Origin of the sequence: Staphylococcus sp. HMSC62B09 (assembly GCF_001839115.1) — a bacterium.
Lineage (GTDB): Bacteria > Bacillota > Bacilli > Staphylococcales > Staphylococcaceae > Staphylococcus > Staphylococcus haemolyticus.
Map to the genome: position 1 here is coordinate 1 of NZ_KV840111.1, position 1,412 is coordinate 1,412.

General features: G+C 30.0%; 1 protein-coding gene. It reads left to right on the top strand.

Annotated features, from left to right (window positions below):
* Window positions 1-135 precede the first annotated feature (135 nt).
* Window positions 136-1,412 (top strand): IS1182 family transposase (locus HMPREF3265_RS02705; protein WP_070860980.1); only part of this gene is annotated, 1,277 nt, incomplete at its 3' end.

The following is a 1,412-nucleotide window of genomic DNA, read 5'->3' on the forward strand; positions in this document are numbered from 1 at the left end:
CTTGTCCTGTTCCCTCAAGAGTCTCGCCAAAATACTTTGTATTTATATGTAATTTTACATTGAAATACTTTAAAAAAATAAGGCACTTTCGTATAATTTAATAAATGTCACTAAACTAAATTAACGAGGTGCCTTATGTATAAAGATTATAACATGACTCAACTTACTCTACCATTGGAAACTTCAGTTCTTATCCCCACAAATGATATTTCACGACATGTCAATGATATTGTAGAAACAATTCCTAAAACTGAATTCGATGAATTCAGACATCATCGTGGTGCAACCTCATACCATCCCAAAATGATGTTAAAAGTCATTCTATATGCCTACACACAATCTGTGTTTTCAGGACGTAAGATAGAAAAATTACTTAATGATAGCATCCGGATGATGTGGTTATCACAAAATCAAAAGCCTTCTTATAAAACGATTAATCGATTTAGAGTCAATCCAAAAGTAGATGCTTTATTAGAATCATTATTTATTCAATTTCATAGTCAGTGTTTGAAACAACATCTTATAGATGATCAAACCATTTTTATTGATGGTACGAAAGTTGAGGCGAATGCCAATCGATATACATTTGTATGGAAAAAAAGTATTCAAAACCATGAGACAAAGATGAATGAAGATTCTAAAGCACTCTATCACGAATTGGTAACAAATAAAATTATACCTGAGATTAAAAAAGATCACGATAATGACTTAACAAAGGAAGAAATAGATTTGATTGGTAGTCATTTGGATAAAGAAATCGAAGATTTAAATCAACATATCGATAATGAAAAATGTACTAAAATAAGAAAACAAATACGGCTCAAAAGAACTAAAATTAAACAATATAAAAAGCAAATTAATGATTACTCTGGGCGAAAGTATAAATACGACGTCCAAAAATCTATTTTAAAGGATAGAAATAGTTATTCTAAAACAGATCATGATGCCACATTTATGAGAATGAAAGAAGATCATATGAAAAATGGACAACTCAAGCCAGGTTATAATTTACAAATAGCGACAAATTCTCAATTCGTTTTATCTTATAATGTGTATCAAAATCCGACTGATACAAGAACGATGATACCATTTTTAAATTCAATTCAAGAGACCTACGGTCATTTACCTGAATATATTGTAGCTGATGCAGGTTATGGTAGCGAGCCCAATTATATGGCAATTATAGATGATTTTAATCGAATACCACTTATAACCTACGGTATGTTTATAAAAGATAAAACTAAAAAATATAAAAGCGACATCTTTAACACTCAAAATTGGGATTATGACGAAATTAACGATGAATATATTTGTCCAAACAATAAGCGATTGGGTTTTAAAAGATATGCCTATCGGCATGATAAATATGGGTTTAAGAGAGACTTCAAATTATATGAATGTGATGATTGTTC